At 72.9% G+C, this 5059-nt stretch carries 6 protein-coding genes and 1 pseudogene; 6 read left to right on the plus strand and 1 reads right to left on the minus strand.

What is annotated here, in order from left to right; all coding sequences use genetic code 11:
- Together E7Z54_RS09225 and E7Z54_RS09230 are read left to right on the plus strand one after the other, a co-directional pair.
- The coding region (locus E7Z54_RS09225; RefSeq protein ID WP_168798246.1) for a hypothetical protein at window positions 1-896 on the plus strand (896 nt) is incomplete at its 5' end.
- Window positions 889-2307: a DUF5719 family protein gene (locus E7Z54_RS09230; protein ID WP_136433060.1), complete on the plus strand. Its 1419-nt coding sequence runs from the start codon at window positions 889-891 to the stop codon at window positions 2305-2307. The genes E7Z54_RS09225 and E7Z54_RS09230, both read left to right, overlap by 8 nt.
- 3 nt (window positions 2308-2310) lie before the next feature.
- On the opposite strand, the gene E7Z54_RS09235 is transcribed toward E7Z54_RS09230, so the two are convergent.
- Window positions 2311-2727: a metallopeptidase family protein gene (locus E7Z54_RS09235; RefSeq protein WP_136433062.1), complete on the minus strand. Its 417-nt coding sequence runs from the start codon at window positions 2725-2727 to the stop codon at window positions 2311-2313.
- 123 nt (window positions 2728-2850) lie between these two features.
- On the opposite strand from E7Z54_RS09235, the gene E7Z54_RS09240 reads away from it, so the two are divergent.
- From E7Z54_RS09240 to E7Z54_RS09255, 4 genes and pseudogenes are all read left to right on the plus strand, one after another.
- Window positions 2851-3225, plus strand: coding sequence for a DUF3499 domain-containing protein (locus E7Z54_RS09240; RefSeq protein WP_136433064.1), 375 nt, complete (start codon window positions 2851-2853; stop codon window positions 3223-3225).
- Between the two features lie 79 nt (window positions 3226-3304).
- The gene (locus E7Z54_RS09245; RefSeq protein ID WP_136433066.1) at window positions 3305-4693 is read left to right on the plus strand and encodes a phosphomannomutase/phosphoglucomutase; all 1389 of its coding nucleotides are present in this window, start codon (window positions 3305-3307) and stop codon (window positions 4691-4693) included.
- Complete coding sequence (locus E7Z54_RS09250) at window positions 4690-4866, plus strand: Trm112 family protein (RefSeq protein WP_206056101.1); 177 nt, start codon at window positions 4690-4692, stop codon at window positions 4864-4866. Before E7Z54_RS09245 ends, E7Z54_RS09250 begins: the two co-directional genes overlap by 4 nt.
- Before the next feature lie 5 nt (window positions 4867-4871).
- Window positions 4872-5059, plus strand: a pseudogene (locus tag E7Z54_RS09255) (SIS domain-containing protein); the annotation flags it as partial.

Below are 5059 nucleotides of genomic sequence, written 5' to 3' on the forward strand. Positions count from 1 at the left end.
TCCTGCTCGGGCGCCTCGGCGACCTGGGTGCCCCGTGGTGGGTAGGCATCGTGCTGCCGGTCCTCGCCGTGCTGGCCCTCGTCCCGCGGGCGACCCGGATCCCGGTGCTGGTCTGCTGGCTGGTGGCGGCCGTGACCGCGGCGGCGGCCGTGCCGCTCGCGGTGATGTCGATCGACCTCCCCGGTGTCGCGTCGCAGCAGCCCGGCGTCAGCTCGGCGCTGCTGCTGCTCCACGCGGCATGGATCACCGCCGCCGTGCTCGGCGGTCTCTCGCTGCGCCACCTCGGCGACCTCCCCAAGCCGCTCCAGGCTGGGCTCGCAGTGACCGGCGTCGCCGCGGTCACGGCGCCGCTGGTCGGGCTCGTGTGGTTCGCAGGCTGGGGTGGCGAGCGGCTGACCGACCCGCCCGAGTCCGACGTGCCGGTGTACATGGCCCAGCGCGCCGAGAGAGCGCCTGAGGACGGCGTCCTCGTCCTCCGCGGCAGCGTGGCCGAGGGCCTGCGCTACGACGTGCACCGCGGCGACGGCCCGACGGTCGGCGAGGACGAGATCGCAGCGCTGACCCCCGAGGACCCTGAGATCACGGAGGTGATCCGGTCGCTCGTCACCGCCCCGGACTCCGAAGCGGTCGCGGAGCTCTCCGACCGGGGGATCCTCTACATCGTCCAGGCTGCGCCCGCCGACGGCGCCGTCTCGGCGAACCTGGACGCCACCTCCGGTCTGGTCCAGGCCAGCTCCGAACGCGGCACACGCTCGTGGCAGGTGACGCCGGAGCCGCAGTCGCTCCAGGAGGACGGCTCATGGTCGCGCTGGATCCTGCTTCTCGTGCAGGCAATCTCCATCCCGGTGCTGGCCGTGCTGTCGCTGCCCCCGCTGCGAAGGAGTCGCGATGAGTGAGCAGAGTCCCGGTCGCCGGGCGTCCGTGCTGAGGAGGCGACGGGTCGACATCGTCGTCGCTCTCGCCATCGCACTGCCGATGGTGGTCGCGATCAGCATCGCCTTCATCGGCGAGGAGCCGGACCCGCTCGCCGGACGCACCGCCCCGCAGACCTCTCCGCTGACCGCCGCGACGGTGGTCTGCCCGGAGGCGTCGGCCGGCTCGGCAAGGCCGGTCCGGGTGACCCGGAGCCCCGGTGTGGCCGGGGGAGAGGTGGCGGTGCACACCTCGCAGGCGGGTGCCGACATCCTCGCCGAGGCGCCTCCGGTCACGGTGGAGGAGGGCAGCAGCGTCGTCGTACCGAACAGCGGTGGCGCCACCACGCTCGACGGCGAGGGAGCCGCGGCCCCAGGCCTGATCGCCGGACGCAGCGACCGCCTCGCGGTACCCGAGTGCCGGGCCCCCTCGTACGACGAGTGGCTGGTCGGCCTCGGCGCGTCGGCGCGCTACTCCTCCACGCTGGAGCTGGTGAACCCCGACGACGGCGACGCGGTCGTCGACGTGACGCTCTACGGCGCCGGCGGGCCGATCGAGGAGCCCGCGCTGCGCGGCATCCAGGTGCCGGCGCACGGCGTGAAACGGATCGACCTCGCCGAGGAGGCGCCACGACGTGGTGCGACCGCCGCGCACCTGACCTCGACGCGGGGACGGGTCACCGCGACCGTCCGCAACACCCGCGACCCGCTCGGTCGCGGGCGGGTGACGAGCGACTTCCTCCCGGCGCAGTCCGAGCCGAGCACCGAAGCGCTGATCCTCGGGCTGCCGGCATCGCCGAGCGGACCGATGCTGGACCTCGCGAACCCGGGCGTCGACGAGGCCCGGGCCACGGTGCGGCTGATCACCGAGGAGTCGGTCTTCACGCCCGCCGACTCCGAGGACATCCAGGTGCCGCCTCAGTCGATGACGTCCGTCAACCTGCGTTCCATGCTGCAGGGCGAGGCTGCGACGGGGGTGGTCGGAATCGTGGTCGAGTCGACCATTCCTCTCGCCTCGTCGGTCAGGCTGCTGTCCAAGGGCGACCTGGCGCTGCTGGCACCGGTGCCGGAGCTGCGGGAGCCGACCTCGGCGGTCCTGCCCGCAGGCGCCAAGACCCTGTTGCTCGGCGGGGCGACCGGCATCGGGACCGTGCACGTCCGCTCCTACGACGCGGCCGGCGAGGTGCTGGCCGAGGAACGGGTCGAGGTAGGCCCCGACCGTGCGGCGACGCTCGCGCTGCGGCCGAGGGCCGTGACGATCGATGTCGAGGCCCGCAACACCGCGGTCGGCGGACTGGTCATGATCCCGGCGAGGGGCGCTCATCCCGGGCTCGCCACGCTGCGGCTGCGGGCCGGCGAGGTCTACGCGCGGATCCCCGGGGTCCGCCCGCAGTAGCCCTCACCCGTCGTCGTCGGACGGGTAGCGCGGGTCCACCTCGCTCGGCTCGATGCCGAGCAGCTCGGCGACCTGCTCGACCACCACGGTCAGCACCATCGCCTCGAGGTCGCCGCGATCGCCCGCCCGGTGCTCCAGGGGCCGGCGGAACACGACCAACCGGGTCGGTGTGGTGCCAGAGCCGCGGACCAGCGAGGACAGGGGAACCCGGCCGGAGTCCCAGTCGTCGGGAAGCTGGGGGGTGTCCTCGACCGCGTACTCCACGAGGCCCAGGCGCGACGACCAGCGTTCGTCGATCTCGGTCACCACATCCAGCAGGATCCTGTCGAAGACCTCACGCCGGCTGCGCGGCCGGGGCGGACGGTGGGTCGCACTCGGCCCGATCGGGCCGGTCAGCGGCAGCACCGCCGGGCCGCGCATGCCGCGACCGCGTCGGTCCCTGCGGGACCGCGGCACGACAGGTCGGTGATCGCCAGGACCGGACTCCTCCACGATCAGCGAGCCTATCCGTCGCGACGCGCCGTGGGCGGTACCGTCTCCCGGGTGAGCGTCAGCCCGGCACCCCGCAGTCTGCGCACCTGCTCGCGCACGGCGTGCGCTCGGCGCGCCGTGGCCACGCTGACCTACGTCTACGCCGACTCCACGGCGGTCCTCGGTCCGCTCGCGACCTTCGCCGAGCCGCACGCCTACGACCTCTGCGACGTGCACAGCGAGCGGCTCTCCGCGCCACGCGGCTGGGAGGTCCTCCGGCTCGCGCTCGGAAGCCAGCAGGACGGTCCCAGCAACGACGACCTGCTCGCCCTGGCGGACGCCGTCCGCGAGGCCGCTCGCCCGGCGCCGCGCGCCGTCGAGCAGCCCCGGGAGTCCGGTCGCGAGATCGCCCGCAAGGGCCATCTCCGCATGCTCAGTACCGATTGACCCACGACCGACCGCCGTCGGCCGCCCTGCGGGTTCGACCGACTGATCGGACCGACCGTCCTTGCACTAGGGTCCGAGCATGGCCAGCGGCACCACGTCCCCGGACAACCTGAGCAAGGTCTTCAAGGCCTACGACGTGCGGGGAACCGTCCCCGACCAGCTCGACGAGGACCTGGCCCGTGCCACGGGTGCCGCCTATGTCGAGGTGCTCGGCGTCGACGCGCTCGTGATCGGCTACGACATGCGGCCCAGCTCGCCGGCCCTCGCGGGCGCGTTCGCGGACGGCGCGACCGCCGCGGGCGCCGATGTGACGATGATCGGCCTCGCCTCGACCGACCAGCTCTACTTCGCCTCCGGCCACCTCCGCCTGCCGGGCGCGATGTTCACCGCGAGCCACAACCCCGCGCAGTACAACGGCATCAAGATGTGCCGCGCGCTCGCCCAGCCGGTCGGCATGGAGAGCGGTCTCGCCGAGATCCGCGACCGAGTGGCGGCCCGGGGCGCGGCTGACGTGGCGATCGGGCGCCGGGCCCGCACCGGATCCGTGGGCCAGGACGACGTCCTCCAGGCCTACGCCGCGCACCTGCTCACCCTCGCACCGGTGGAGGGGCGCAGGATCAAGGTCGTCGTGGACGCCGGCAACGGGATGGCCGGCCACACCGCGCCCGCCGTGTTCGAGCGGCTGGCGGACCGCGTCGAGATGGTGCCCATGTACTTCGAGCTCGACGGCACGTTCCCCAACCACGAGGCGAACCCCATCGAGCCGGAGAACCTCGTGGACCTGCAGAAGCGGGTGCTCGCGGAGAAGGCCGACATCGGACTCGCCTTCGACGGGGACGCCGATCGGTGCTTCCTCGTCGACGAGCGCGGCGCGCTCGTCTCGCCGTCCACGCTGACGGCCCTGATCGCGGCGCGCGAGCTGCGCAAGGAGCCCGGAGCGACCATCATCCACAACCTGATCACCTCTCGCGCCGTCCCCGAGATCGTCGAGGAGCTCGGCGGGAAGCCGGTCCGCACCCGCGTCGGCCACTCCTTCATCAAGGGCACGATGGCCCAGACCGACGCGGTCTTCGGTGGCGAGCACAGCGGCCACTTCTACTTCCGCGACTTCTGGCGCGCCGACTCCGGCATGCTCGCCGCGCTGCACGCGATGGCTGCGCTCGCCGAGTCCGGCGGGCTGTTGTCGGACCTGCTGAAGGAATACGACCGCTATCCGCTCAGCGGAGAGATCAACAGCACCGTCGAGGACCAGGCGGCCGTGCTCGAGGCCATCGAGCAGATCTACACCCGCGACGGCGTCTCGGTCGACAAGCTGGACGGACTGAGCGTCAGCCACGCCGACTGGGCGTTCAACGTGCGCGCCTCGAACACGGAGCCGCTGCTCCGGCTCAACGTCGAAGGGAAGGACGAGTCCACCATGACCCGAGTCCGCGACGAGCTCCTCGCGACCATCCGGGGTGGCAAGTGAGCGCCCCCGAGGTCTCCCCGGAGCTGTTGGCGATCATCGTCTGCCCTGCGTGCCGGGCCGAGCTCGAGCTCACCGAGACACCCGAGCTCGTCTGCACCGGCTGCGGCCTCGCCTATCCCGTTCGCGACGGCATCCCGGTGCTGCTCGTGGACGAGGCCCGCAAGCCAGGCTGATCGACATGGTCTGGTTCGACGAGTCCCGCCTGGACGACGAGGTCGCGCTCGGCTCGGCCGACCTGCGCCTGCGCACGCTGGCCGAGTCCGGCGCCCGCGTACGACGCGAGGTCGGCGCCGCCTCCGACGCGATCGCCGAGGCGGTGGCCCGGTCCAGCGACACCCGGCCACGGGCGGTGATCGCGGCGGGGCC

Origin of the sequence: Nocardioides sp., assembly GCF_004803405.1 — a bacterium.
In the GTDB taxonomy this organism is placed as follows: Bacteria; Actinomycetota; Actinomycetes; order Propionibacteriales; family Nocardioidaceae; genus Nocardioides; species Nocardioides vastitatis.

What these genes read in the sequence shown, in the direction of transcription:
- E7Z54_RS09230 (WP_136433060.1), top strand. Translation starts at nt 889, where the DNA reads ATGAGTGAGCAGAGTCCCGGTCGCCGGGCGTCCGTGCTGAGGAGGCGA.
- E7Z54_RS09245 (WP_136433066.1), top strand. Translation starts at nt 3,305, where the DNA reads ATGGCCAGCGGCACCACGTCCCCGGACAACCTGAGCAAGGTCTTCAAG.
- E7Z54_RS09235 (WP_136433062.1), bottom strand. Translation starts at nt 2,727, where the DNA reads ATGCGCGGCCCGGCGGTGCTGCCGCTGACCGGCCCGATCGGGCCGAGT.